23 protein-coding genes are annotated in these 25,654 nt (G+C 67.8%); 9 read left to right on the top strand and 14 right to left on the bottom strand.

The features are described from left to right. Positions 1-92: 92 nt before the first annotated feature. Positions 93-1,445, top strand: coding sequence for a ribonuclease J (locus BLU18_RS03955; protein WP_092633614.1), 1,353 nt, complete (start codon positions 93-95; stop codon positions 1,443-1,445). After that, positions 1,442-2,488 carry a geranylfarnesyl diphosphate synthase gene (idsA3, locus tag BLU18_RS03950; RefSeq protein ID WP_092631793.1) on the top strand — a complete coding sequence of 349 codons (1,047 nt, stop codon included), beginning with the start codon at positions 1,442-1,444 and terminating at the stop codon, positions 2,486-2,488. The genes BLU18_RS03955 and idsA3 overlap by 4 nt, the downstream gene beginning before the upstream one ends. On the opposite strand, the gene BLU18_RS03945 is transcribed toward idsA3, so the two are convergent. The 7 genes from BLU18_RS03945 to BLU18_RS03915 form a co-directional block, all read right to left on the bottom strand. Continuing rightward, positions 2,485-3,426 carry a metal-dependent hydrolase gene (locus BLU18_RS03945; RefSeq protein ID WP_092631790.1) on the bottom strand — a complete coding sequence of 314 codons (942 nt, stop codon included), beginning with the start codon at positions 3,424-3,426 and terminating at the stop codon, positions 2,485-2,487. The two genes, idsA3 and BLU18_RS03945, sit on opposite strands and share 4 nt — an antisense overlap. 55 nt (positions 3,427-3,481) lie before the next feature. Further along, a complete protein-coding gene (locus tag BLU18_RS03940) occupies positions 3,482-4,027 on the bottom strand; it encodes a mechanosensitive ion channel domain-containing protein (RefSeq protein WP_092631787.1) in 546 nt (181 codons plus the stop codon). A 30-nt stretch (positions 4,028-4,057) separates the two neighbouring features. Continuing rightward, positions 4,058-4,393, bottom strand: a complete 336-nt coding sequence (locus BLU18_RS03935; RefSeq protein ID WP_092631784.1) for a DUF7116 family protein — start codon at positions 4,391-4,393, stop codon at positions 4,058-4,060. A gap of 63 nt (positions 4,394-4,456) precedes the next feature. Next, the gene (locus BLU18_RS03930; protein ID WP_092631781.1) at positions 4,457-6,415 is read right to left on the bottom strand and encodes a methyl-accepting chemotaxis protein; all 1,959 of its coding nucleotides are present in this window, start codon (positions 6,413-6,415) and stop codon (positions 4,457-4,459) included. Positions 6,416-6,489: 74 nt separating this feature from the next. Next, positions 6,490-6,855 carry a HesB/IscA family protein gene (locus BLU18_RS03925; RefSeq protein WP_092631778.1) on the bottom strand — a complete coding sequence of 122 codons (366 nt, stop codon included), beginning with the start codon at positions 6,853-6,855 and terminating at the stop codon, positions 6,490-6,492. Between the two features lie 41 nt (positions 6,856-6,896). Beyond that, positions 6,897-8,165 (bottom strand): histidinol dehydrogenase, encoded by a 1,269-nt coding sequence (hisD, locus tag BLU18_RS03920; RefSeq protein WP_092631775.1) that lies wholly within the window; start codon positions 8,163-8,165, stop codon positions 6,897-6,899. Positions 8,166-8,233: 68 nt separating this feature from the next. Next, on the bottom strand, positions 8,234-8,506 hold the full coding sequence (locus BLU18_RS03915) for a DUF8028 family protein (protein ID WP_092631772.1): 273 nt from the start codon (positions 8,504-8,506) through the stop codon (positions 8,234-8,236). 274 nt (positions 8,507-8,780) lie between these two features. Here BLU18_RS03915 and BLU18_RS03910 point away from each other — a divergent pair, with 274 nt between their 5' ends. After that, positions 8,781-9,887 (top strand): putative sulfate/molybdate transporter, encoded by a 1,107-nt coding sequence (locus BLU18_RS03910; protein ID WP_092631769.1) that lies wholly within the window; start codon positions 8,781-8,783, stop codon positions 9,885-9,887. Here the strand turns inward: BLU18_RS03910 and ggt are convergent. Continuing rightward, on the bottom strand, positions 9,884-11,506 hold the full coding sequence (gene ggt, locus BLU18_RS03905; RefSeq protein ID WP_092631765.1) for a gamma-glutamyltransferase: 1,623 nt from the start codon (positions 11,504-11,506) through the stop codon (positions 9,884-9,886). The two genes, BLU18_RS03910 and ggt, sit on opposite strands and share 4 nt — an antisense overlap. A gap of 188 nt (positions 11,507-11,694) precedes the next feature. Beyond that, positions 11,695-11,985, bottom strand: a complete 291-nt coding sequence (gene eif1A / locus BLU18_RS03900) for a translation initiation factor eIF-1A (RefSeq protein ID WP_092631761.1) — start codon at positions 11,983-11,985, stop codon at positions 11,695-11,697. Between the two features lie 107 nt (positions 11,986-12,092). Here eif1A and BLU18_RS03895 point away from each other — a divergent pair, with 107 nt between their 5' ends. Beyond that, on the top strand, positions 12,093-13,109 hold the full coding sequence (locus BLU18_RS03895; RefSeq protein ID WP_092631758.1) for an alcohol dehydrogenase catalytic domain-containing protein: 1,017 nt from the start codon (positions 12,093-12,095) through the stop codon (positions 13,107-13,109). Here BLU18_RS03895 and BLU18_RS03890 read toward each other — a convergent pair. The 3 genes from BLU18_RS03890 to BLU18_RS03880 form a co-directional block, all read right to left on the bottom strand. Continuing rightward, the gene (locus BLU18_RS03890; RefSeq protein ID WP_092631755.1) at positions 13,106-14,746 is read right to left on the bottom strand and encodes a potassium channel family protein; all 1,641 of its coding nucleotides are present in this window, start codon (positions 14,744-14,746) and stop codon (positions 13,106-13,108) included. The two genes, BLU18_RS03895 and BLU18_RS03890, sit on opposite strands and share 4 nt — an antisense overlap. Positions 14,747-14,749: 3 nt before the next feature. Continuing rightward, positions 14,750-16,054 carry an MFS transporter gene (locus BLU18_RS03885; protein ID WP_092631751.1) on the bottom strand — a complete coding sequence of 435 codons (1,305 nt, stop codon included), beginning with the start codon at positions 16,052-16,054 and terminating at the stop codon, positions 14,750-14,752. A 99-nt stretch (positions 16,055-16,153) separates the two neighbouring features. Further along, positions 16,154-17,221, bottom strand: coding sequence for a hypothetical protein (locus BLU18_RS03880; protein ID WP_092631748.1), 1,068 nt, complete (start codon positions 17,219-17,221; stop codon positions 16,154-16,156). An 83-nt stretch (positions 17,222-17,304) separates the two neighbouring features. Here BLU18_RS03880 and BLU18_RS03875 point away from each other — a divergent pair, with 83 nt between their 5' ends. The 4 genes from BLU18_RS03875 (at position 17,305) to BLU18_RS03860 (ending at position 21,938) form a co-directional block, all read left to right on the top strand. After that, positions 17,305-18,687: a cytochrome P450 gene (locus BLU18_RS03875; protein WP_092631745.1), complete on the top strand. Its 1,383-nt coding sequence runs from the start codon at positions 17,305-17,307 to the stop codon at positions 18,685-18,687. A 75-nt stretch (positions 18,688-18,762) separates the two neighbouring features. Continuing rightward, on the top strand, positions 18,763-19,752 hold the full coding sequence (locus BLU18_RS03870) for a ring-cleaving dioxygenase (RefSeq protein ID WP_092631742.1): 990 nt from the start codon (positions 18,763-18,765) through the stop codon (positions 19,750-19,752). A gap of 96 nt (positions 19,753-19,848) precedes the next feature. Beyond that, a complete protein-coding gene (locus BLU18_RS03865; protein ID WP_092631738.1) occupies positions 19,849-21,060 on the top strand; it encodes an outer membrane protein assembly factor BamB family protein in 1,212 nt (403 codons plus the stop codon). 41 nt (positions 21,061-21,101) lie between these two features. After that, entirely contained in the window at positions 21,102-21,938 is an 837-nt protein-coding gene (locus BLU18_RS03860) for a hypothetical protein (protein ID WP_092633612.1), read from the top strand. A 532-nt stretch (positions 21,939-22,470) separates the two neighbouring features. On the opposite strand, the gene BLU18_RS03855 is transcribed toward BLU18_RS03860, so the two are convergent. After that, a complete protein-coding gene (locus BLU18_RS03855; protein WP_092631735.1) occupies positions 22,471-23,838 on the bottom strand; it encodes an NAD(P)/FAD-dependent oxidoreductase in 1,368 nt (455 codons plus the stop codon). Between the two features lie 92 nt (positions 23,839-23,930). Between BLU18_RS03855 and BLU18_RS03850 the strand changes: the two genes are divergently transcribed. Further along, positions 23,931-24,884 (top strand): D-2-hydroxyacid dehydrogenase, encoded by a 954-nt coding sequence (locus BLU18_RS03850; RefSeq protein ID WP_092631732.1) that lies wholly within the window; start codon positions 23,931-23,933, stop codon positions 24,882-24,884. A gap of 9 nt (positions 24,885-24,893) precedes the next feature. On the opposite strand, the gene BLU18_RS03845 is transcribed toward BLU18_RS03850, so the two are convergent. Continuing rightward, positions 24,894-25,616: a fumarylacetoacetate hydrolase family protein gene (locus BLU18_RS03845; RefSeq protein ID WP_092631729.1), complete on the bottom strand. Its 723-nt coding sequence runs from the start codon at positions 25,614-25,616 to the stop codon at positions 24,894-24,896. Positions 25,617-25,654 lie beyond the last annotated feature (38 nt).

Here is a 25,654-nt window from a genome sequence, read left to right as displayed (position 1 = left end):
GTGCTGCAAGACGCCGGGGCCGGTGGCCCCCTTAGCGGGATTTGCGTGAGCACCCCTGCCACAGTTGTGGCATTTCAATGCTCGGTGAAATCATGGAAGTAGAAATCGCAACAATCGGCGGCTACGAAGAAGTTGGACGGCAGATGACTGCTGTCCGCGCCGGTGACGACGTCGTCGTCTTCGACATGGGTCTGAACCTGTCGCAGGTGCTGATCCACGACAACGTCGAAACCGAACAGATGCACAGTCTCGACCTGATAGACATGGGCGCCATCCCCGACGACCGGGTGATGAGTGACCTCGAGGGCGACGTGAAGGCCATCGTCCCCACGCACGGCCACCTCGACCACATCGGCGCCATCTCGAAACTGGCCCACCGCTACGACGCACCCATCGTCGCGACGCCGTTCACCATCGAACTGGTCAAACAGCAGGTGGAAGGCGAGAACAAGTTCAACGTGAACAACGACCTGGTCAAGATGGACGCGGGCGAGACGATGTCCATCGGCGACTCCGGGAAAGTCGACCTCGAGTTCGTCAACGTGACGCACTCGATTATCGACGCCATCAACCCCGTCCTCCACACGCCGGAAGGGGCCGTCGTCTACGGCCTCGACAAGCGGATGGACCACACGCCGGTCGTCGGCGACCCCATCGACATGGAGCGCTTCCGCGAAATCGGTCGTGAAGGCGAGGGCGTCCTCGCGTACATCGAGGACTGTACCAACGCGGGCCGGAAGGGCCGCACCCCCAGCGAGTCCGTCGCGCGCAAGCACCTCCGCGACGTGATGTACTCCATCGAGGACTACGACGGCGGCATCGTCGCTACCACGTTCAGTTCGCACATCGCTCGCGTGACCAGTCTCGTCGAGTTCGCGAAGGACATCGGGCGCCAGCCAGTCCTCCTCGGGCGCTCGATGGAGAAGTACTCCGGCACCGCAGAGCGACTCGACTTCGTCGACTTCCCCGACGACCTGGGGATGTACGGCCACCGCAAGTCCGTCGACCGCACCTTCAAGCGAATCATGAAGGAGGGCAAGGAGAACTACCTGCCCATCGTCACAGGCCACCAGGGCGAGCCGCGAGCGATGCTCACCCGAATGGGCCGCGGCGAGACGCCGTACGAACTGGAGGACGGCGACAAGGTCATCTTCTCGGCACGCGTCATCCCCGAGCCGACCAACGAGGGACAGCGCTACCAGTCCGAGCGCCTCCTCCGCATGCAGGGCGCCCGCATCTACGACGATATCCACGTCTCCGGTCACCTCCGTCAGGAGGGCCACTATGAGATGCTGCAGGCGCTCCAGCCCCAGCACGTCATCCCCGCTCACCAGAGTCTCGAAGGGTTCTCCCCCTACGTCGACCTGGCCGAGAGCGAGGGGTACGCGGTGGGTCGGGACCTGCATATCACGCGCAACGGCAACATGATCCAGCTGGTGGAATGACGACCGAATCGACGGAAGAGCGGGTGCTCGCGGCGGTCCGCGAGCGTCGCGAACAGGTCAACGCAGCCATCGACGAGGACCTCCCGCTGACGGAGCCAGAGCGGCTCTGGGAGGCCTCGCGCTACCTGCTGAAGGCGGGGGGCAAGCGACTTCGCCCCACCGTCTCCCTGCTCGCCGCCGAAGCCCTCGCGGACGTGCCGCCGCTCTCCGTCGACTACCGCCAGTTCCCCGCACTCGACGGCGAAACCGTGGACGTGATGGCCGGGGCCGTGAGCCTCGAAGTCATCCAGTCGTTTACCCTCATCCACGACGACATCATGGACGACGACGCCCTCCGTCGCGGCGTGCCCGCCGTCCACAAGGCCTACGACGTGGATACCGCCATCCTCGCCGGCGACACGCTCTACTCGACGGCGTTCGAAATCATGGCCGAGACGGGCGCCGCGCCCGCGAACGGTCTCGAAGCGATGCGGATGCTCGCGGATACCTGCACCCGCATCTGCGAGGGGCAGGCGATGGACGTCGAGTTCGAACACCGGACCGAAGTCCTCCCCGAGGAGTACCTCGAGATGGTCGAATCGAAGACGGCCGTGCTGTATGGCGACGCGGCGGCGACGCCCGCCGTGTTACTCGGCGCCGACGACGAGGCGGTCGACGCCCTCTACAACTACGGCATCGCCGCCGGGTCGGCGTTCCAGATTCAGGACGACGTGCTCGACCTGACGGTGCCCTCGGAGCAACTCGGCAAGCAGCGCGGGTCCGACCTCGTCGAGAACAAGGAGACGCTGATAACGCTCCACGCCCGCCAGCAGGGCGTCGATGTCGACAATCTGGTCGACGCCGAGACGGCCGAGACCCTCACCGACGACGCCGTTGAGGCGGCCGTCGAGACGCTGAACGAGGCGGGGAGTATCGAGTACGCCCGCGAGAAAGCGCGGTCGCTCGTCGAACAGAGCAAGGCCGACCTCGAAGTCCTCCCGGACAACGAGGCGCGTAACCTGCTCGAAGACATCGCCGAATACCTTATCTCTCGCGGCTACTAGCTGATAACGACGTACGCGACGGCGTACGCCGCCCACGCTACCGTTATCGTACTCAATCCCGTTAGCCCCGCGCCCAGCCAGTCGGGTGACTCGATGGTCCTGGCGACGAGTCGAACGCGCGGGAGTGCGCCGACGAGGCCGACGCCGAGCACCGAGAACACGAACGGATAGGAGAGTTCGAGCGTCGGCGCCGGGATGAGGAGGATGCTCGCGGCGTAGCCGGCGCCGAGGGTCGCGCGCGGGCTGACGGCCGTCGTGGGGCGCAGACCCGTCGCGAGACAGGCCACGCAGACGGCGGCCCACACCGTCGCGAGTTCGATGCCGAACGCGCCGAGCAGGTGGAGTGTGGGGTCGGTAGCGAGGGCGACCCGTTCGGTCACCAGCGCCGAATCGAGGGGGTAGAGCATCGCCGGCGGTTCGCCGGTGAACAGGTCGCCGAAGGGGTGACTGACGAGGCCGAGGAGGGCGGCGCCGAACACCTGCGGCGCGGTGAGGTCGGTGTAGCGGTCGGCCACCGTCGCGACGGCGACGGCGGCGACGAGAAACAGGCCGGTGACCAACGTCGCGAGCGCGCCCCCGTCGACGGTGATGACCGTCACGAGCGCGGCGCCGAGGCCGAGCGACAGCAGCTGCCGGCGACGCGTGGGCGACACCTGTAACGCCGCGAGCAGCGCGACTGGCGGCGCGATGACGAGCGAGTGCGTGACGGCGCGGTGGACGACGTTCCCGGTCGACCAGAACGCGCCCGCGATGGCGAGGGCGTCGCCGCCGGCGGCGCCCGCGATGCCGACGAGCGCGTACACCATGTCCACGTCGGGGACGGTGGCGAAGGCGCCCGCGAGGAGGGCGGCGCTGAGCGCGGTCCGTGTCGACCACCCGCGAGCGACCGCGACGCTCCCCACGATGGCGAACGCGAGTGCGGCGTGGCCGACGAACATGCCCTCTATTCTCGGCCCGGAGGCATAAACCGCGCGGGGCGCGTGCGAACAGTTCTCAATCGCCGTCGTTGACCTTCGTCCACCGGGATTCGATGTCCGAGTTGCCGCGCACGACGGTGTCGGCGCCGACGGCAAAGCGCGTCTTGCGGAGTTCGATGGTCTGGACGACGCCCTCCATATCGCCGACGCGGACGGTGTCGCCCGCCTCGAAGTCTGGGTCGCGGAGGAGATACACGCCGGCGACGGCGTCGGCTATCATGTCGCCAGTCGCGTAGGAGACGCCGAGGGCGACGAAGCCAGCGGCGGTGCCCAGCGACGCCGCGATGCCCTCCAGTCCCACCACGGAGAGCGCCGACAGGCCGACGCCGAACCAGAGGAAGACGGCGACGATGGTCGTGAGGAACTGCCGATAGACGGGCGACTCGCCGGGCATCGTCCGCTTGAGGACGGCCTTTAGCACGGTGAGGACGCCCTTGACGAGAATCGCCGCGAGGACGATGAAGACGAGGCCGGTCAGAATCGTCGGGATAGCGTCGACGAGTCGTTGGAAGAAGTCGAGGAATGCACGCTCGACGAGCGTCGACTGCAACGCGACGGTCATGGGCGGTCTGGGACCGCCCGACACTAAAACCTACGCGCCGACGGCGTGGTCGACGACTTCGTAGTCGTCGTCCTCGACGCCGATGACCGCCCACTCGTAGTCGGGATTGGTGCGCGCGAGTCGGTCACGGAGGTCCCCTGCCGCCTCCATCCACGTGACGAAACAGCGGAGACGATACTCCGTCGTTCCGCCGTCTGCCCGGAGTTTGTCGGGCGACGATGCCTCGTCGGCGTCGAGTGCGGTCACGTGGACGGTCCGCCACTTCCGTTCGGCCCTGAGGTCGACCCCGTCGCGCTCGACGGAGTATCCGAGGCGGCGAAAGACGTCTTGGGCCGCCTCGACAGGTGGCATGGTAACAGGGGCCATGTGACTCTCTATACGGTAGAACGGGTGATAAGTGTTACCACGATAACCTGTGGCCCGAGCGGGCTACTCGGGTCGCCCGCCGTCTTCCATCGCGACGGAGCGATTCGGCGTCCCCGTCGGGTGGTCGTCGGTCGATTGGACTGCGAACGACGACAGGAGCGACTGGAGGCGTTCGGCTCGCTCCGTGAGCGTCGTGACGCTGGCGTTCACCTGCGACGTGGCCGTCGCCTGCGCGGACGCGGCGGTGGACGCGGCGTCCGTCTCCTCGGCCGTCGCGGCGCTGATGTCGGCCACTTCCTCGACCATCGCCACCGCCTCCTCGGTGCTCGCGGCTTGGTCGTCGGTCGTGTTGCTAATCTCTTGGATGCCGCTGTCGGTCTCGTCGGCGTTCTCGGCCACCTGCGTGAACGCGTCGACGACTTCTTGGAACGCTTCGACGCCGGCTTGCATGTCACGCTCTGCCACCCGCGCCTCCTCGACCGTTGTCTCCGTCTGTGCCTGCGTCTGCTCGATCAACTGCTCGATTTCCGTCGCCGATTCCTGCGTCTCCTCGGCCAACTGCTTGACTTCGTCCGCGACGACGGCGAAGCCGTCACCCGTGCCGTCCCCGCTACTGGCGCGGGCGGCCTCGATGTTCGCGTTCAACGCGAGGAGGTTCGTCTGCTCGGCGATGTCGCTGATGAGGCCGATTATCTCCTCGATTTCCGCCATCCGCTCGTCCAGCGTCTCGACGTTCGACACCGTCGTGTCGATGGCGTCCTGCACGTCGCGGGCGTCGCCGATGGCCTGCTTGGCCGTCGCTTCGCCCGACTCGGCGATGTCGGCCGTCTCGCGGGAGCGTTCCGCGACCGTGTTCGCGGAGGCCGCCACCTCCTCGACCGTCGCCGAGAGGTTCGTCATCTCGCCCGAGACGGTTTCGAGCATCTCTCGTTGCTCGTTTGCCCCCTCCGAAATCTCGCGAATCGACTCGCTCACGTCTTCGCTGGCGGCTTTCGTCTCCTCGGTGCCGTCGCTCGCTTCCTCGCTCGCGGCGGCGACTTCGTCGGCGAATGCCTGAATCTCTCGCATCGCCGTCTCCGTCTCGACCATCATCTCGTTGAACGCCTCGCCGATCTGTGCCATCGCCTCGCTCTCGCTCTCGGTGTCGACCCGGACGGTGAGGTCGCCGCTCGCCGCTCGCGCCATCGCGTCGCTGTACGCGTCCGCCCGCGCTTCGAGGTGGTCGTTCATCTCTTCGACCGCCTGCTGTCGGGCCTCTGCCTCGGCTTTCGCCTCCTCGGCTTCGGCTTTCGCGCGTTCGATTTCGGCCTGCTTGGCCTCCAGATTCTCGACTTCCTCGCTTTTGGCGCGTGCCTCTTCGAGTTGGATCTGTGCCTCCTCTCGGGAGCGCTCCGTGGAGTACCAGTGTGCCATCAGCGCCGCCGCGAGCATCAGGACGAACACGCCGTGAATCAGCCCCCAGACCCACGGGTTGTTGATGGCCGCCGTGTGGTTGTAGACGCGACTCGGATTTATCATCCCGAAGACGCCGTGGGTGAGCACGACGTAGCCGATGCCGAGTGCGAACGGCGCCCAGTCCTCGTACACCGCGACGACGGCCATCCCGACGAAGAAGTAGAAGTGTGCCTCGATGAATCCGCCCGAGAAGTGAACGAGCAGGACGGACACCGAAAGCACGCCGAGCGTCCCGAGTCCCGTCCGGACGCGCCGGGGGAGGCCCGGAACATGCGCTGCGGCGAGGAGGGCGGCGACGATGCCGATTTCGACCAGCACGGTCGTCAGCGGGATTTCCGGAATCGTTGCGCCCGTCACGAGCGATTCGGTTCCGTCGTACAGTCCCAGTGCGAAGAGGAAGGGCAGCTGCGCCAGCACGAGGATGGTAACGTTTCGGTGTCGACTCCGCCACGTCGACTCCGGAATCGAGTGTCCGTCCGGAATGTACCGGACGAACTCTCGAAGCACGGCTCCCCAGCGGCCCGGCTGGAAGAGTGCAGACCCGGAATCAGCTGTAATATCCGCCATCCTCCGCTGATACTCAGTGGGCCGTTAAAACCGCATCCCACCAAATATCACGGCTGATACCCCGTGCGCGGGGATTAGGTTCGGAACGACTCGCCGCAGCCACATTCGGAGACGACGTTCGGGTTCTCGACGTGGAAGCCCTCGGCTTGGAGGCCCGATTCGTAATCGAGCACCGACCCGCCGATGTAGTCGACGCTCGCGGGGTCGACGAACACGCGCAGGCCGTGGCGCTCCACGATGGTGTCGTCCGGTTCGGGTTCGTCGTCGAAGCGCATCCCGTAGGAGAGTCCGGCACAGCCGCCCTGCTGGACGAACAGTCGCAAGCCACCCATGTCCGCGTCCATCCCCTCGCGGTCCATCAGCGAGCGGGCTTCCTCCGCGGCCTCGGGCGTGACCTCCACCACTCGGTCGCTCGCCCGCTCCGCGCTTTCGGTACTCATGGTCGCAGTTACTCCGCGAAGCCTGTTAACCCTGACGGGGCTCAGTCGAAGCGGCGTCGCACGCTCTCGGCGTGGCCGGTGAGTCCCTCGGCGTCCGCGAGCGTCGTAATCGTGTCGGCGAGGCCGTCGAGCGCATCGCGGTCGAGTCGCTGGACGGTCGTCGACCGGAGGAACGTCTCGACGGACAGGCCGCCGAAGCGCTTGGCGCCGCCGCCCGTCGGCAGGACGTGGTTCGTCCCCGAGGCGTAATCGCCCGCTGCGACGGGCGTGTACGGGCCGAGGAAGACGCTCCCGGCGCTGTCGATGCGGTCGAGGAGCGCCTCGTCGTCCTCGGCCTGAATCGAGAGGTGTTCGGCAGCGTACTCCTCCGCGAAGAGCACCGCTTCGGACATCGAGCGCGCGAGGAAGACGCCGCTCGCGTCGTTGGCGAGGGCGGCCGCGATGGTCTCCTGTCGCTCACGCTCGACGAGTTGCGCGTCGACTTCGTCGACGATAGCGTCGGCCAGGTCGGCGTCGGCGGTCACCGCGACCACTGACGCGTGGTCGTCGTGTTCGGCCTGTGCGAGGAGGTCCGCCGCGACGAAGGCGGGGTCGGCCGTCTCGTCGGCGAGAACGAGCACCTCGCTCGGGCCGGCGAGGAAGTCGATTTCCACGTCGCCGCGCACTTCGGCTTTCGCCGCCGTGACCCAGCGGTTGCCCGGGCCGACTATCTTCTCGACCGGCGTGACCGTCTCCGTACCGTAGGCCATGGCGCCGACCGCCTGCGCGCCGCCGATGCTGTAGACGGCGTCCGCGCCCGCCTCGTGAATCGCCGCCAGCGTCGCGGGGTTCAGCTCCTCCGCGGGCGGCGTCGTCACCACGACGTGGTCGACGCCCGCAACCTTCGCCGGGATGATTCCCATCAGCGCGCTGGAGGGGTAGGCCGCGGCGCCGCCGGGCACGTAGACGCCGACGCTGGAGAGCGGGCGGAAGCGCCGACCGAGTTCCCGGTCGCCGAAGTCGTCGCGCCAGTCCTCGGGCAGCTGTCGCTCGTGGAACTCGCGGACGTTGTCCGCGGCGGTCCGAATTGCATCGAGCAGGTCGTCGTCTACCTCCTCGTGGGCGCGTTCGGCGGCGTCGGTCACGTCCAAGTTGCCGACTTCGACGCCGTCGAACTCGCGGCAGAACTCTCGAATCGCTACGTCCCCCTCGTCGCGAACCCGGCCGACGATGTCGCGCACGTCCTCGCGGACGGCCTCGACGCCGGCGTCGCGCTCGAACAGCGACTGCCGGTCGCCCGGCCCGAGCGCGTCGATGTCACGTACGTCCATACCCGCGTTTGCATGGGCGGGCGAAAAGGGATTCCGGTCCGACCGTCGTGGGGCCAGTCGCCGCCGGGCTATTCGGGGCGGTTGTGCCCGTGTCCGGCGACGAACGCCACGGCGTTCAGACAGACGAGTCCCGCAAAGGCCGTACTGTGGGACATCACCATCCCCGTCGCGAGCATCGGGAGGTACGTCAGCGGGAGGAGCGTCGCCACCCAGAAGGCGACGAAGCGGACGGGCCGTGCTGCGAGTTCGGCGAGGGCTTGGAGGGCCGGAAGCGATTGCGACGCGGTGCGTGCGAGGGACGATGAGCGAACGGACATGGTGACTGGCTCCACCTGTACCATGTAGCCACACCATCATATAGGGGGCAAATCGTTGCACTGGATTCAGGCCAATTTGACTCCGTGAGTCCGAGTAATCCAGTATTTGTGTCGTTTTACGACCGTTTCAAATTCTCTTAGAGATTTTATACAGGCTTTAGAACCGACAAACACCGATATCAGGGGTTCACGGCCGTCTGTCCCGTCCCGTAATCGTAACAGGTTACATCTCGTCCCCAGCGATACATATATCAGTTTCTCGATAATTGTATACGGGGTGAGCGGATAGTCGGCATCGATGCGAACGTTGGACGGTGGGACGGCGTCGCGGTTCGGCGTGGCGTGGGGCGAAGTCACGGGTGCGGTTGGCGACACCGTGACGGTCTTACCCATCGTCGTCGCCGTCGCCGCACTCACCGACCTGTCGCTCGGCCACATTCTCCTCGGCTTCGCCGCCTTTCAGGTCGTCTGGGGGCTCTGGTACGGCCATCCCATGTCCGTCGAACCGATGAAGGCGCTCGCCGCGCTGGTCATCGCCGGCGGTCTCTCCACGGGCGAGTACGTCGCTGCCGGCCTCGTCGCCGGCGTCGCGTTGCTGGTCATCGGCAAGACGGGGGCGCTCGCGCGCCTCGCACCCTACGTCGGCGAACCCGTCGTGCGCGGCATCCAGATCGGCGTCGCGCTCATCCTCCTCCGCACCGGGTTGACGACCAGTCTCGACGCCCCGGCGCTCGCCGGCCTCGCCGTCCTCGTCGCCCTCGGCGCCGTCGTGACCGGACACCGCGAGGTGGCGGCTCTCGCCGTCCTCGGCCTCGGGTCGGTGCTGGCCTTCGCCGACGTGGGGACGCTCACGCCACGCCTCCCGCAACTGGCGCTTCTCGACCCCGGTGCTCTCTCGCTCACGCGAAACGCCATCGGCGCGACGGCCGGACAACTGGCCATGACCGTCGGCAACGCCGCCGTCGCAACCTCGCTGCTCGTCGACGAGTACTTCGACGCCGAGGCGTCGCCCGACGACCTCTCGACCAGCATGGGCGTCATGAACCTGCTTGCTGTCCCACTCGGCGCGATGCCCATGTGCCACGGGAGCGGCGGCGTCGCCGGCAAGTACGCTTTCGGTGCCCGGACCGCCACTTCGAACCTGATTCTCGGGGGCCTCTACCTCCTCCTGGCTGTCGTCGCCGTCGATGTCGTCGCCGCGTTCCCGATGGCCGTCCTCGGCGTCGTCCTCGTCCTCGTCGCCATCGAACTTGGACGCTCGGGCGTGGACACGAACGACCCCCTACTGACCGGTGTCGTCGGCGTCGTCGCCCTCCTCGTCAACGTCGGCGTCGCCTTCGGCGTCGGCCTCCTCGGGTCGTATCTCCTCGCCCGAGTACGCGATGGCGACGGCGACCCGGCTTAGAAGCCCGCGGCCGTCCCGTCCTTTCGCGGTTCCGTCGCGCCCGACATGACGCTATCGGCGAGTCGCGTAATCTCGCCGCCGCCGAACGCCGAGGGCGGCCTGACGACCACGTCGTGCCCGCGACGCACGAGCTTCGGGACGACGCCGTCCGGGAAGCGGTCCTCGACGGCGAGCGAACCGTTTTCGAGGTAGCGCCACCGCGGCGCGTCCAGCGCCGCTTGGAGCGGCATATCGTAATCGAGGAGGTTCGAGAGCACCTGCAGGTGCCCCTGCGGTTGCATGTACCCGCCCATCACGCCGAAGGCGGCCCAATCGTTGTCGTCGAACCGCGCCAGTCCCGGGATGAGCGTGTGGAAGGGCCGCTTCCCCGGTTCGAGGCGGTTGGGATGCTCCGGGTCCAGCGTGAACGAACTCCCGCGGTTCTGGAGCGTGATGCCCGTCTCGGGCACCACCACGCCGCTTCCGAAGTGACCGAAGATGGAGTTGATGAAGGAGACGACGTTCCCCTCGTCGTCGGCGACGGTCAGGAGGACGGTGTCGCCGTCCTCCGGCGGTGCGCCCGGCCCGCCGATGGAGACGTTCCCCGCCCGCTCACCGACCGTCGTCGCGCGCTTCGCGGCGTAGGCCTTCGAGCCGAGTGCGGGCACGTCCTCGAACTCGGGGTCCGTGATGTAGTGGTGGCCGTCGTGGAAGGCACGCTTCAGCGATTCGGCGAAGTAGTGGACGCGCTTGGCCGAGTCGTAGTCGTAGCTTCCGGCGTCGAGCTCTTCCGCGATGTTGAGTGCCTCCAGCGCCACCAGTCCCTGGTTGTTCGGCGGGAGTTCGTAAATTTCGGCACCACGGTAGGTGGTCGAGACGGGGTTGACGTACTCCGGTTCGAAGTCCGCGAGGTCGTCGGCCGAGAGCAGACCGCCGCGCTCCCGGACCGCCTCGGCGATGTGGTCGGCCAGCGGTCCCTCGTAGAAGGCGTCGGCACCCTCCGTGGCGATGGTCGAGAGCGTCCCGCCCAAATCCGGGAGGCGCATCACGTCGCCGGTGTCGGGCGCTCGCCCACCGAGCAGATACTCCTCGCGGGCGTGCGATTCGGTGAACAGCGTCTCGGCGACGGTCCACATGTCGGCGATGACTTCGCTCACCGGGAACCCCTCCGTGGCGTACTCGATGGCGGGTTCGAGCGCCGCGGCGAGCGACCGCTCGCCGTGGTCGTCGAGCAGTCGGTCCCAGCCACGGACCGTCCCGGGCACCGTCACCGTGAGCGGTCCGGCGCCGGGCATCGTCGCATCCGCGGGGTCGACGCCCGACTGCTCCGAGACTCGCCGCCGGACCGCGTCGCGCGTCGCGTCGGCGGGCGCGCCGCCACAGCTTCGAAACGCCCCCACGTCGCCGTCGGCGGTGCGATAGAGGGCGAACGCGTCGCCGCCGATACCGGTGCTCATCGGTTCGACGACGTTCAACGCGGCCGCCGTCGTCACCGCGGCGTCGAAGGCGTTGCCGCCATCACGGAGGGCTTCGACACCCGCCTGCGCGGCGAGTGGCTGACTCGTCGCCACCATGCCGTTCTGTGCGTAGGCCGTGGACCGCCGCGAGTCGAACCGGTCGAGGTCCGGATTACCGTCCATGCCAGTCACAACCTCGCACCGGTACAAAATCGTTGGGTATCGGGCCAATCTATCCGACTAAACGGTCACTAACACCGCGCATCTGTGCCCGAATAGGGGAGCCGGAGCTAGTAAATCTGAATAAATGAATATATAATGGATATTCGGGGAGAGACGGCAAGTTCGTCTCCCCCATCGGTCGGGACGAACTAGTCGATGTGGCCTTCGCGGCGGAGCTGGTCCGCGTCCTGCCCGTCGTAGCGCCACTCGATGTTCGCCTTCTCGTCCTGCCAGTCCCACGGTTCCACGAGGACCACGTCGCCCTCGCTGATCCACGTCCGGTATTTCATCCGACCGGGGATGCGGCCCATCCGGTTCTCGCCGTCTTCACAGCGTACACGGACGTGATTCCCACCGTTGTGTTCGGTCACGACCGCGAACAGCTCGTCGTCGTCGGGCATTCGGAGATTCCGACGCCCGCCGTCTTCGTTTTGGCTCATACCTCTAGTAGGTGACCCGCACGGTTAAGTCGTTGGAGTCGAGCGTTAGCGATTCACACGACTCGAGCGCCCCCGAACCTTTGCCGCCGCGGATCGAATGGCCGGTGATGCGTGCCGCAGCTTTCACCGAACTGACCGGACCGGACGGCGTGAACATCGTCGAACGACCGACGCCTGAACCCGACCCGGGCGAGGCCGTCGTCGACGTTGAGGCGTGCTCAATCAACCGCCACGACCTCTGGATTCTCGACGGCGACTCCGCCATGGTCGACCCCAGTGACCTTCCCTTCGTCACCGGTCTCGACGTCGCGGGCGTCGTCTCTGCCGTCGGCGACGGCGTCACCGACCTCGAACCCGGCGACCGTGTCCTCCTCTGTCCCAACCAGACGTGTGGCACCTGTCGGTTCTGTCGCGAGGGCCCCGAGAACCTCTGTGAGTCCTTCTCGCTGTACCACGGCGGCCTCGCGGAATCGGCCCGCGTCGATGCCGACCGCCTGATTCCGCTCCCCGACGACGTGGACGCGACGACGGCGGCGACGCTGCCGACCGCCTATCTGACCGCGTATCACATGCTCCGCCGGGCCGATGTCGAGGCCGGCGACCTCCTCTTCGTCCCCGGCGCGACCGGCGGCGTCGGCGTCGCCACCGTCCAACTCGCGGACGTACTCGGCGTCCGAACCGTCGGCACCTCCTCGTCGGCGTCGAAGCTCGACCGACTGGCCGAACTCGGCGCCGACCACACCGTCCGCGGGACCGACCCCGACGCTCTCCGGCCCGCCGTCGCCGACATCGGCACCCCCGACGCGGTCGTCAACCACCTCGGCGGCCCCTACACCGACCTCGGACTCAACCTCATGCGCCGCGGCGGGCGGATGGTCATCTGCGGGCGGACTGCCGGCGGCACCTCAGAAATCGACATCCCCGACCTGTTCCTCGGCCACAAGCACGTCGTCGGGAGCACGATGGGAACCCAGGCCGACCTAGAGCGGTTGGTCGACCTCGTCGCCGCCGGCGACCTCGACCCCGTCGTCGACCAGACGTTCCCGCTGGCGGCGACGGACGAGGCCTTCGCCACGATGAAAGACCGAGAGTCGCTCGGCAAACTCGTCGTGACGATGGACTAGCTCTTCCCCATCGTCTCGGTGAAGTGGTTCGTCCCCTCGTCGGTGCCGGCGACGATGAGTTCGTCGCCCTCGCGGACGCGGAATTCCGGCCCCAAGTCCGTGACTACCTCGCCGTCGCGTTCGACGCCGACGATGGTACATCCCGTTCGGGCGCGGACGTCCGCCTCGCCGAGCGTTCGCCCCACCAGTCCCGGCGCAGAGGTGCGAATCACCTCCACCTGCTTGTCCAGCGAAATGACCTCCTCGTCTTCCAGAATCGTCGAAGCGAGCATCCGACCGCTGACCGTCGCGAGCGAGAGGACGTAGTCTGCGCCCGCGCGGTACATCTTCTGGACGTTCTCCGTCTCCTCGGCGCGAGCGATAATCTCGATGGAGGGGTTCAGGTCCCGAAGCACGAGGATGGCGAACTCGGTGAGCGTGTCGTCCGGAATCGCGAGGATGACCGAGCGCGCCTCCTCGACGCCCGCCTGCGAGAGGGCGTCGGGGTCGGTCGCGTCGCCGACCACGTCGACGCCCGGCCCGTCCGTCAGGTCCATCGCGACGTGTGAGACGTCCGCGCGCGAGAGCGCGTTCGTGACCGTCGTCCCCACCTCGCCGTGGCCGACGACGAGCGTCTGCCCCCGCCGGAACCGACGGATGTCGGACGTGGTCATCTGCTTCAGTCGTTCGAGTTGGGCCTCGTGTCCCGTGACGAGGAGGACCGTCCCGCCGTCGAGGGTCGCATCGGGCGACGGCGGACTCTCGAACTCGCCCCGGAACCACGCGCCGATGATGTTGACGCCGGCGCGTTCGCGGACGCCGCTCTCGGCGATGGTCCGGCCGACGAGGTCGCTCCCCCGCTGAATCGGGAGTTCGGCCACCTCGAAGTCCTCGCCGACCTCGATTGCCTCGCCCAACTCCGCCGAGATGCCTGTCGTCACCTTCGAAGCGAGGCCTTCGCCGAGGAGCGCACGCGGCGAGAGCACGGCGTCGGCGCCCGCGAGTTGGTGGTACTGCTCGCGTTCGGGGTCGTCGACGACGCTCACCGTTCGCACGTCGTCGGCGACTTCCTTCGCCGTGAGGACGATACTCGTGTTGACGGGGTCGGAGTCGTCGGCGACGAGACACCGCGCCTCGGGGAGGCGGGCCGCCTCCAGGCCGTCGACGGACTGCGGGTCGGCGTGAATCACGTCGTACCCCGCTTCGTAGTGGTCTTTCGCCCGGTCGCGGTCGGGTTCGAGCACGAGGTGGTCGACGCCCCACGAGTCGAGTTCGTCGACCAGCGTCTCACCGCGCGGGGTCAGCGTGCAGATGACGACGTGGTTTTCGAGGCCCTCCGGCGCCACTGTCGGCACCGTCGTCGAGATGGCCTCCTCGAACAGCGGGAAGACCAGCACCGGCAGCGCGAGGAAGATGAGCACCACGCCAGTCAGGTCCATCACGATGACGAGGACGTTCATCTCCGCACTCTGCCACGGGGCGTCGGAGCCAAAGCCCGTCGTCGTGAACGTCTCGACGACCACCTGGAGCGCGTGGAGGAAGGTTATCGGCGACCCCTCGAAGACGCTCATCCCCGTATCGTACACGGTGGCGTACGCCAGCATCACGGCTACCAACCCGACGACGTACACGAGCGTCCGGCGCTGCCACGTGTCCATACCTCACTCTGTGGCGTCGGCGGAATAAACCGTCTGCTCCGGGCGGGCGTCCGGACCCACACGCGTTCTGAGCACCAACACGATAGCCACGCCGGCAAAGACCAGCGCCCCCGCGAGCCCGAAGGCGTAGCCGTAGCTGGTCGCCGCGACCCAGCCACCGAGGACGCTCCCAATCCCGCCGGCGACGGCGGAGAGCGCGCTGTAGACGCCGAGCGCTTCGCCGCGGACGATGGGCGGCGCGAGTCGCGTCACGAGCGTCGCCGCCGAGACGGCGATGACCGCCCACGTGAACCCGACGACGACGAAAATCGGTACGGCCGCCGCGAGCGACCCGCCGGCGACGACGACGAGTGGGAGGGCGACGCCGCGGACGGCGAGGCTCCCGACGTGGACCAGTGCCACCTCGTAGCGCGCCACGAGCGTCGCTGCGACGCCGAAAAAGACCGCGGCCCCGGCGTTCAGCGCGAAGTAGAGGCCGAAGACGGCGTCGGAGCCGAAGCCAGCCTCGCCCAGATACGCCGGCAGGGGGGCGAAGAAGGCGCCGAAGCCCGCGAACGCGAGCGTGACAGCGACGAAGTAGAGCGCGAGCCCCGGCGTGAACCGCCGGACGAAGCGACGCGGGTGGAAGCCGCGCACGTCCATCCGGACCGGCGTGAAGGGGAAACTGGCGCCGCGGACGCCGAAGCGCGTCGCGGCGGTGATTGCCCGCTGAAGACGCCGGGGGGCGGGCATCGACTCTCTCTCTTTCGGGAGCGCGCTCGCGGTGACGAGGCCGCCAACGCCCGTACTCACCGCACAGACCAGACAGACGAGTCGCTGGACGGTGACCGGCGCCAGCCCCACCACTCGCTCCCCGACGAGGACGACCACGAACCCGACCAGCAGGCCGAGCGCCCACCCGACCCCCTGCCACTCGTTGAGGCGGGCGATGCGGTCGCTCCACTCGGATTCGGGCGCGTCGACGACGACGAGGAGCGTGAGGACGGGCGTCGCCGCCGCGAACGCGAACCAGATGGCGGCGTTGGCGACGATGACCAGCGGTATCGACTCGACGGCGGCGACGCCGGCCAACCCCGCCGCGACGACGCCGATAGCGCCGAGGATGTACCCCCGCCGGTGGCCGGTCCGGTCCGCGAGGCGGCCGACGACCAGCGCTCCCGGCGCGCCCGCGACGGCGGCGACGGCGGCGAGGACGCCGAGCACCGCCGGGCCGCCACCCAGCGAAACGACGTACAGCGGTACGATGAGCGACGCTCCACCGAGGCCGATGGACGCGAGTCCCCAGCCGTACAGCCACCGATCAGACACGGTCGACGGCTCACGCCCCGCGAACTTATATGGTCCGTGTAACTGCGTCGGTGCCCCCCGACGACGCCGCGCCCGTTTCGAGACTCACCGGGGGGTGGCTTACAGCGACCCGGTGATGAACAGCTCGAACACGATGAAGAAAATCGGGAGCAGTATCGAACTGACCAGTCGGGTGATGATGCCGATAGAGAGTGGGTAGAGTTGGACGCTCTGGTAGTCCTCGAACTCCCGGCGGGCACGGCGAATCTCCATCTCCAGCAGTTCGTCGTCCGTGTCTGCGAGGTGGTCGTCCGGTAAGTCGCCGTCTCCCTCCGCCAGCAACGCCAGTCGGTCTTCGAGCGTGCGGATGCGCTCGCGGTGTGCGTCGAGCATTCGCTCGCGCAGGTCCTGAGCCCGCCGGTTCACCTTGTAGGTCGGATAGAGGAAGTTGAGGCCGACCAGCAGGACGAACAGCCCCACGCCCACGTAGACGACGGATTCGTACTGGATGTTGGACGCGATTTGGAAGGCGAGTGGGAGCGCGAACGACCCCAGCGACGTGATGACCGTCATCCGGATGGCGAACGTCCCGACGGTACTGAGGCCGCCGAGGCCGTCGGGGTGGAGGGGGTCAACGTCGAGTTGGACTCGCTCCGCGAACGACCGGATGACGAAGACGGTGAGCACCGCGCCGTGCGAGCGAAGCCCCGCGAACAGCAGCCAGTAACAGAAGAAGCCGAGATACGCCCCCTGCTCGACGGGGCCGGTGATGCCCTGTGACTGGAAGTAACTCTGCCCGACGACGAACACCGTCAGCACGAGTCCGGCCCACACGAGCGTGCTCGCCCACCAGTACGAGGAGTAGAGGCGGTCGTACCGCGTCGCCAGTTCCTGCAGCGTGTCGTGGTCCGATTCGGCGGTGATGAGCTCCACGTCGTCGAAGAACTTCGGGAGGAGCCGTTCGTCGTAATACCACACGTCGTAGGGGGCCGAAACCACCATCAGGCAAGCGAGGATTTGCCCGACGAGAAACCCATTCGACGCCTCGGACGGGTCGAGGGCAATCGCCGTCGTCACGACCGGAATCCAGCCGAGCGTACACAGCGCGGCGGCCGCGGGATGGTCGACGTAGCCGCGCCCCCACTCGACGATTCGACTCACCCAGAGCGACGTCTCGTTGTACTCCATCCTTCGCCACTCACGTCTCGATTCAAAGACATTTGTTTTTGGGTCCCCCGAAGAGATAAACCGCAGACTCCGTATGCCCGACCATGGGCGCGGACCGTGCCGACGACGGCGACGAGGCGGACCGAGCAGTCACGCAGTCGCTCCCGCCGTATCCATCGACCGTCGGCCACCACCTCACCCACACCGTCGGTGCGATGCGGGACGTGTTGGGCTTTCGCTCGCGGGCGATGGCGGAGCGTGACCTCGTCCGCATCCACCTCCTCGGCCCCGGCGACGTCTACCACCTCGGCCACCCCGACCACTTCGAGCGCGTCCTCCTGAACGACCGCGACAGGTTCCGGAAATCCGACGACTTCCAGCTGGCGTTCGAGGGCGGCCTCGTCGCCGTCGAGGGAGAGACGTGGCAGCGCCAGCGCGACGTGCTCCAACCCCTGTTCGCGCGTGACCGCCTCGTCGACTACGCCGACGGCATGGTCGAGCAGATTCGGCGTCGGTGTCGGCGCTGGACGCCGGGCGAGCGAATCGACCTCGCGGCGGAGTCGAGCGACCTGACGCTCGACGTGCTCTTCGCGACGCTGTTCGGCCGCGAACTCGCCGTCGACGGCGACGAGGAGATTCGAACCGCCGCCTCTCACCTGCATCACTGGTTCGCACCCACCTCCTACCCGCTGCCGACGTGGATTCCGACGCCCGCGCGACTGCGGTTCAAGCGTGGGAAGCGCCGCCTCCAGGATGTTGCGACCGACCTCCTCGAAGAGAAGGCCGACGACCCGCCCGCCGACCCATCCGAGGCCGACGACCTCCTCTCTCTGCTCGTCGCGCTCCGGGAGTCGGGCGTCGAGAGCGAGGCGCTGTCCGACGACCGCCTCCGCGACCAGGTGGTGACGATGATCTTCGCCGGCCACGACACCACCGCCACCGCCATCTCCTTCGCCTGCTACGCGCTGGCCCACCATCCCGAGGTCCGCGACCGATTCCACGCCGAAGTCGACACCCTCGACGGCCCGCCGACGCTTGACGACTTGGACGACCTCTCGGTGACGGAGCGAATCGTCACCGAGGCGCTTCGGTGCTACCCGCCGGTGTACACCATCCCGCGCGAGACGACGACGGACGTGACGATGGACGGCTACCGGATTCCGGCGGGAGAGCCCGTCTGGCTCACCGTCGACCAAGTCCACACCGACTCCCGGTTCTACGACGACCCCGAAACCTTCCGCCCCGCGCGCTGGGACGGGTCGCTCCGCGAGCGGATTCCCGACTTCGCGTACGTCCCCTTCGGCGGCGGGCCGCGCCGCTGTATCGGGCGGCGGTTCGCGCTGATGGAGGCGAAACTCGCCCTCGCGACCATCGGGCGCGAGTACCACCTCGCGTGGCCGGGCACGGAGCCGGACGACCCGCCACTCCTCGCGGGAATGACGGCGCGGATGGCTCCCGGCACCGAGTTCCGCGTCCAATCACGGTGAGCACCTGACGCTGATGTGACCAGGTAACACGCGTGTCAGCGCGGATTCAAGTCGGTGCGACACCTAGAACGGAGTATGACAGAACCGACACCGACGCCGGGCATCCACCACGTCACGTGTATCGCCGGCGACCCCCAGCAGAACCTCGATTTCTGGGTCGAGACGCTGGGACTTCGCCTCGTGAAGCGGTCGATAAATCAGGACGACCCGAGCACCTACCACTTCTTCTTCGCCGACGCGGAGGGGACGCCCGGGACGAGCATGACGTTCTTCCCGTGGAGCGACCTCCCGCAGGGGAAAGTCGGGAGCGGCCAAGTGTCGCGAACCGCCTTCCGCGTCCCCGAGGGCAGCCTCGACTTCTGGGAAGCACGATTCGACGACCACGGCGTCGACTACGACGACCGAGTCGAGCGCTTCGGCGAGACGGTCCTCCCCTTCCGCGACCCGGACGGACTGCCCGTCGAACTCGTCGAAGTCGAGATTCCGGAGGATGACCCGACCGTCCCGTGGACGGAGTTCGTCTCCGAAGACGTGGCCATCCGTGGCTTCCACTCGGTCACGCTTTGGCTCGCCGACCCCCATCCGACGATGGGCTTGCTCCGCACGATGGGCTTCGAGGAAGTCGGTACCGAAGAAGCACAGGGCGACACGCCCGGTGACGAGCGAACTCGCTTCGCCGCCACCGGGACAGTCGGGCAGTACGTCGACATCCTCCCGACCATCGAGGGCGGCCGACAGGGCCACGGGACGGTCCACCACGTCGCCTTCCAGACGCCGACCGACGAGGACCAAGAGGCGATGCGCGAGGCCATCCGCGGCGAGGGCCTGAACCCCACCCAACAGATAGACCGCCACTGGTTCCGGTCGGTCTACGTCCGCGAACACGGGGGCGTCCTCTTCGAGCTCGCGACGAAAGACCCCGGCTACACGAGCGACGAACCGCTCGACGACCTCGGCGGCCGCCTCGTCCTCCCCGGTTCCTTCGAGGACCGCCGCGAGGAAATCGAGGCCGGTCTGCCCGACGTGACGGTGCCGGGCGCCGACACCGCCGAAGCCGACGACTGACGGACGAAGTCGAGAGGGGCGAGCGATTCGGCGTCACCCTCTCACGTCTCGGCTAACCGGGTTCCTTTTTGACGGAGCGGGAGCAATCCCTGCCCGATGCCCTCCATCACTCGCCGCCGTCTCGTCGGCGGTGCCGTCGCTGCCGCGGCCGCCTACGGTGGTCACCGCCTCTATCGCGGGAGAGCCAACGCGACGTTTGCGTCGTGGACGCCGGCCGACGGTACGTGGCCGCTTCGCCGCTTCGACCCCGCGAACACCGCTCACAACCCGTCGGCGACGCCACCGAACGACGCGCCGACGAGCCGACGCCTCACTACAGCGTCGACGACGGCGAAGAAGCCGCGATTTCACCCACTCGTCGGCGACGACACGCTCGTTTTGCACGGCTCCCGGCTGGAGACGCACGCCCTCGACGGCGAACTGCGAGACGCCCACGACGCGACCACGCCCTTCGCGGGCCTCAGCCCTGACGGCACGCTCCACGCCGCGCAACTGAATCGGGACTCGCCCGCGACGCTCGTCGGATACGCGCCCGACGGGAACCGCATCTATCGGCACTCGTTGCCGGACGACGACCCGAGCGGTCTCACCGTCGGCACGCGTGAGGTGTACGTCGGCGTCGAGAGCGGCGACCTCGTCGGCATCGACGTCGAAACGGGACTGCGCTGGCGCGCCGAGGGAGCGAAACCCGTGCTCACCGACGGCCGACTGTACGGTGCGAGCGCCCCCCTCGACGGCACAGTCGCCTACGCGCCGCGGACGGGGATGGACCGCTACCTCCACCCCGGCCCGGCGCGTCGCTGGCACACCGGCACCGAGGGAATCCCCGGTTTCTATCACCCGCCTGCGGTCGCCGACGGCCGCCTCATCCACGGGTCCTACGCCGTCCGTGGCGGTGCAGTCACCGCCGTCGACACTGAGACTGGGGCGTTCCTCTGGGAGCCGCGCTCGCTTGGCGCCGACGTGGCGACGCCCGCCCTCGTCGGCGACCGGGGATTCACCGCTGTCGGACTCGGCGACCGGACTCGCGGGCGTGTCGTCGCTCTCGACCTGACGACGGGCGAGACAGCGTGGTCCGACGAGACGGATTGGTACCCGTACGCACCCGCCGTCGGCGGCGATACCCTCGTCGTCGCCGGCGAGCGACGCCGCGACGGCGAGTCAGTCGGCGGCGTTGTTCGTGCCTACGACACCGGCTCCGGCGACCGACTGTGGACGCGAGAACTCGAGACGGAAGCCGGTGGGTTGGCACTCGTCGGTGATCGGATCCTCGTCACGAGCGGCGCCGACCTGCTCGAACTCCGGTGACGCGGCCGGACGCTTACGGTCACGCGCGCCCTACGCCGACCGTGCTCCGCGGTTCGAACGCTCGACTCGTCGGTATCGTCACTTGCGCCGCCGCCCTCGGATGGGCCGTCGCGGGGGCGCGCGACGTGCCCCTCTCGCCCCATCACGGCAACGCTCGCGTCGGCCCGGACTGGCCCGACCGACACGGACTCCGCGGCGAGCGCGTCGCCGGCGAGATGGCGTCACTCGACGCCTACGAGCGTCCCGGATTCGACCCCGAGGCCGTCCATCCCGACGTGCGGGCGCTCTACGAGCGAACGAGTGACTTCGAGATGACCCTTACTGCGGCGTGGCACCGACCCTTCCGTCTCGGTGCGCGCCTCGCGAGTTGCTGGACCAGTCGGGTCGAACAGCTGAATCTCCCGGAACCGGGCGGCGACCCGAAACGCGTCACGAGCGACCTGTTCGCGCTCTCGCCGGTGGGGGCGGCCGCCGACCCGCGCGACGACCCGCGACTCTGGATACGCACCACCGAGGACGGCGAGGGAGTCTTCGTCGCCGTCTACGCCAGTCACGTCGCCGACGGGGAACGCGTCGTCAACGTCGCCGTCCCACTTCCCGGCGCCAGCCTCGCCACCGTCCTCCGGATGGAGAACCACGGTACTGGCGTGGCGCTCACGACGGACTGTCCCGACGGCGGGCTGTATCTTCACACCGACGCCGGCGCGGTTCGGCTTCCGGCGAGCCAACGCTTCGGCGTCGCACCCGCGGGCGACCCCGATGCACCAGCCCCGCCCGACGCCGATGGGATTGCGGACGCCGCCGTGTTCGCGGACCAGCGTATTCGCCTCTGTGGCTGTCCGCTCGTCACCGTCCGCTACGCCGCGACGCGAGCGTAGAAGCGTCGAAACTGGCCGTAATGTCCGCTCGGGACGGTGGAGGATTCACGGTCGGTGGACACGTCGGGGCCGAACGGTCGACGCCGAGTAGTCCGAAACTCCTGACTCGCCGTCGATTCACTCGCGCGAACGAACGTCAGCGCGAGGCCGACGCGTGACCATCCGGAACGAGGGGTGCTTTTGGTCGAGCGTTTACCGAGCGCTGGCTTCGCCAGCGCGCAGCGTAAAAGGTCGATGTACGCCCGGAACACTAACGTCTAGCCTCATCCCTGGCGGCGTGCCGTGGTCGGCTAGCTAACCCTCGTGCCGGGCGACCGTCGGATGCGTGAGACGGCGTCACGTTCTGGAGGTCGGTAGACCTCCCCGCTGGCTATTCCGGAGTCAGTGAGTCCCGGATTCACCCATGTCGCGTGCCCGGGTTCTCCGCGCTGTCATCGCGCCCTGACGGGCGTACTCGGGCGGGGACTAAAGGCACGCAGCCGTGCTACGACACGGAGGGGTTAACGCCTTGCGGGTCGCCTGCGTGACGGCGTCAGTAGACGTAGTCCGACTCGTGGATGCTCACGAACTCGCGGTTGCGGTACTTACCCCACCGATATCTGAGGAGGAGTTTGGCGGCGTCGAGTCCGGCGCTGAACTTCTGTTCGAACATCTGATACCCGCCTTCGTCGGCGAGCATCTTTCGCCCGGTTCGGAAGATGTCGTCCCAGTCGTCCGGGCCGTAGTCCTGCACCATGTCGGCCATGGTGACGTTGCGCAGGATTTCGTCGCCGATGGCGTCTTTCCAGCGGTCGTTGTACGTCGAGAGGTCGCCCCGCGCGGCGAGTTCGCCAGCGATGGCACCGGTGCGGACGGCGACGTGGTCGCCGCCCTCGTGGAACGCCGACGTGGTGCCCATCGCGCCGCCGGTGACCGCGATGCCGGCGTCGACCGGGGAGTCGACCGGGCGCGTCGAGGAGATGGGGTACGTCTCCGTCCCGCTGGATTTCCCGCGCTCCTCGACGAGGGGGAAGTCCTCGGGCACGTCGTACTCGTCGCCGTACTCGTGTTCGAGCAGTCGGCGGAGATACTCGCCACCGCTCGGAACGGTGTCGTCGTCGGGCCGGAGAAGCGCGTAGGACTCCCGGTCGTCGACCGACGACAGGTCGAGACCGATGGGCATCGTCAACCCGATTCGGGCCACGTTGTCGTCGTTCGGGAAAATCCACGGGTAGGCGGTGTGGCCGGGGATGTGTCCCCACCAGAAGGTAATCGACCCGCGGAGTTCCTCGGCGAGTTCGGCGGGCAGTCGGCGGTGCTCTTGGTAGGCGATGTGGTTCGCCGTCGTCGTGCCGAGGTGGTCGGTGACGGGCGAAGCGAGATATCGGTCCAGCACGCGGTTGGTCACAGTTCGCTGCGGGCCGTCGGCGAGGACGAGGAAGTCGGCGCCGACGGGGTCGCGGTCCGCGAAGCGAAGGGTGTGACGCGGGTCGCTCCCGAGGTCGGTCTCGACGTCTTTCACCGTCACGCCGAGGTGGTAGTCGGCGCCGACGCCTTCGGCGCGTTCGCGGAGCCAATCGTCGAACGCCGCGCGGTCGAAGGTGTAGCCGAACGTGTCGTAGGAGGAGTCGATGCCCGTACTCCGGAGGACACAGGATTCGGTCGGGCCGACGAACGTCGCTCGGTCGAGTTCCGACAGCAGGATTCCGTCGGGGAACTCGTCGGGGTGGATGCCCATGATGTCGACCCAGTAGTCGAGGATGCCCGCGGCGTCGGTGGAGTCCGGGCCGAGGCCGTCGCGGTCCGCTCGGGGGACGCCCTTCTCGAAGACGAGGGCGGACGCGCCCGCTTCGGCGGCCGCGTGGGCCGCCGCCGACCCGGCGGGGCCGCCACCGACCACGGCTACGTCCACGTGTTCCATACTCTACGTCCGAACGGGCGGGGGTATTAATCGCCCGGAACGGACCGGCCGACCTCGTTGCCTCTTTAATGGAGGCGGCTGCATCCACACGCATGTCCGACCCCGACGTACTCGTTTTGCGACAGAAAGTCCACGGTGTCTCGCCGGAGCAGTACGCCGACTGTCTCCGTGACCGCCTCCCCGACCACGACATCGCCGTCGCCAAGACGCCGAGCCAAGAGCGAGAGTTGATTCGACACGCCCGCGTCGCCACGGGCGTTCACTTCGACAGCGAACTCCTCGCCGCGGCCGAGGACCTCGAGATGTTCGCCTGCGCCTACGCCGGCACGGGCCACCTCGACGTGGACGCCATCGCCGACGCGGGCGTCGCCGTCACGAACGCCGCGGGCGTCCACGGCCCCAACATCTCCGAATACGTCATCGGGTCGCTCATCGCCCACGAGCGACGCTTCCGCCGGGCGTGGGAGCAACAGCAACGCGCCCACTGGCAGTCCTACTCCGCCGGCGAACTCTACGACAGCACCGCCGCCGTCGTCGGCCTCGGTGCCATCGGGTCGGCGCTGGTCGAGCGACTCGACGCGTTCGGCGTCGACACCATCGGCGTCCGCTACACGCCCTCGAAGGGCGGCCCGACCGACGAGGTGGTCGGCTTCGACTCGATTCACGAGGCCGTCGCGCGCTCGGAGTACGTAATTCTGGCCTGCCCACTCACCGACACCACCCGCGGCCTCATCGACGCCGACGTGCTGGCCTCGATGCGGGCCAACGCCCTCCTCGTCAACATCGCGCGCGGGCCCGTCGTCGACACCGACGCACTCGTGACGGCGCTTCGCGACGACGACATCCGCGGGGCGACGCTGGACGTGACCGACCCCGAACCGCTCCCCGATGACCATCCGCTCTGGGCGTTCGAGAACGTCCAGATTACGCCCCACAACTCGGGGAAGACGCCGAAGTACTACGCCCGCCTCGCCGACATCCTCGCAGCGAACCTCCGTCGCATCGAGGCCGGCGACGCGGACGAACTCGAAAATCAGGTCGTCTGAACCGGGCCCTTACTGCTCCGGTGGCGCGACTTCGTTTCGAAGCGTGCCGACGCCCTCGTAGGTGATTTCGACGGTGTCGCCGGGTTCGATGACGCCCGGATTCGCCGGGCTCCCGAAGGCGATGACGTCGCCCGGGCGGAAGGTGAACCGCTCCGAGAGGAACGAGACGATTTCGTACGGATCGAAAAGCATGAGCTCCGTGTTGGCTTCCTGTCGACGCTCGCCGCTAATCTCGGTGTGCATGTCGATGCCGTGGGGGTCGAGGTCAGTCTCGATCCACGGGCCAAGCGGGCCGGACCCGTCGAAGGCCTTGCGGGCCGTGCGCCCCGGTTGGTCCAGCGCGTCCACGTCGTTCATGATGGTGTACCCGCGAATCACGTCGGGCGCCTCGGACGCCTCGATGTCGTGACACCGCTCGTCGATGACGGCACAGAGTTCGCCGGCGTAGGTCACCTCGTCGGAGAACGTCGGGTACGGAATCGGTTCTTCGTGGGGGACGATGGACGCGGGCGGCTTGATGAAGAAGGCCGGCTGGTCCGGCACGTCGTACTCCATCTGGTCGAGCGTCTCCGCGAAGTTCCGACCGACACAGTAGAGCGCCGACGGTTCACACGGCGGCGCGAGCGACCCGTCCTCGCCGACGACGAAGTCGCCGGCCTCAGTCTCGACGACGCCGTCGCGGTACTCGCCGGCGTACACCTCGCCATCGACCTCGATGCGTGCGCGTTTCATACGCGCCCGTCCCGCCCGACCGACAAACCGCTTGTGGA

The sequence above is a fragment of the Haloplanus vescus genome (assembly GCF_900107665.1).
Classification (GTDB): Archaea; Halobacteriota; Halobacteria; order Halobacteriales; family Haloferacaceae; genus Haloplanus; species Haloplanus vescus.
Note: the sequence above shows the minus strand (reverse complement) of the source record. Positions and strands in the feature narration are given on the sequence as shown.